Raw genomic sequence first — 1,163 nt, 5'->3', positions numbered from 1 at the left:
GGCTGTGCGGCGATGAACGTCTCCACCGCGCTCAGGCACTCCAGCACCACCGCCAGGGCCTGGGCGCGGGCGGCCGGGTCGTCCCAGTCGGCATCCAGCGCGGCCTTCAGGCTGGAGGCGGCCAGCTGCGGCGCCCCCGCCGCCGCTGCGACCCGCGCGATGGCGTCCTGCCTGTTCTCCGCCGGCCCCCACCCCTGCCGGCGCGCGATCATGCCCACGGCTTTACGCAGGGCATGTCCCATCAGATTCCAGGTGTCCTCCACCCGCCCGGCTCCCCATAACGGGCTGGAGTCCAGCGCGGCGCGTAACGTCCGCGGCCCGAACCCGCCACTGGATGAGGCGATCTCGATGGTCTGCTCGATCAGCCGCCGATCGGCGTTCGCCTCGATCAGCCGCCGCTGAAAGCCCACCAGGGTGCCCTTGGCGAACGGCGGCCGCTCGGCATCCAGGCAGTTGAGCACCAGCTGCCAGCGCCGATCCATCACCGTGGCCTCGATCACCTCATCATCGGAGACCCCGGCATAGGCCTGCAGGATCAACGCCAGCGCCAGCTGCGCGGGCGGCACCGGCGGATGACCCTTGCTGGCGTCGTCGTACAGGCCGGCCAGCTCCTGCTGAAAGGCCTCGTTGAACAGTTCGTGCCGGTGCAGGCGCAGGAAGACGAACAGCTTGGCCCGCTTGATCGCCTTGAGGATGGTCTGCTCGGCCCGGGACGGCTCCACCGGCGGCTGCCACGTTCTGGGACGCATGAATCACGGATCCTCTCCCTGACCCCGACCAAAGACGCGATCAGGAAGAGGTACCACATCCCGCCGAAGCTACATGACCGACGCTCTAAGCGGCATTCCAATAATTCCGCTTTTAACCGGCGGGGAGCCAGGGGCTGACCTCGGGGATCGCGGCGGTCAGGAGCTGGTCGGGTGAGCGGGTGCAGAAGAAGGCGTGGATCTGTCTCAGGCGTCCGGGCCAGGTGACGGCGGTGTTGGCGATGAACGCCTTCAACGCTGCCCAGATGCGTTCGACCGGGTTGTCGTGCGGGCTGTAGCGCGCTGCGTACAGCAGCTCCAGGCGAGGGTGCTCGGCCAGGTAGGCGGTGACGATTTTGGCGTGGTGGATGCTGTCGTTGTCGCAGATCACCACGATGGCCGGGGCGGCGGGGAACG

2 protein-coding genes are annotated in these 1,163 nt (G+C 68.3%); both read right to left on the bottom strand.

The annotated features are described in order from the left end of the window. A partial coding sequence (locus tag KME77_RS02330; RefSeq protein WP_219461218.1) for a transposase occupies window positions 1-749 on the bottom strand: 749 nt, incomplete at its 3' end. Between the two features lie 112 nt (window positions 750-861). Continuing rightward, the coding region (locus tag KME77_RS02325; RefSeq protein WP_219461216.1) for a transposase at window positions 862-1,163 on the bottom strand (302 nt) is incomplete at its 5' end.

This window comes from Nonomuraea rhizosphaerae, assembly GCF_019396405.1.
Classification (GTDB): domain Bacteria; phylum Actinomycetota; class Actinomycetes; order Streptosporangiales; family Streptosporangiaceae; genus Nonomuraea; species Nonomuraea rhizosphaerae.
The sequence above is the reverse complement of the archived record's forward strand: the minus strand, read 5'-3'. Positions and strand labels throughout refer to the sequence as shown.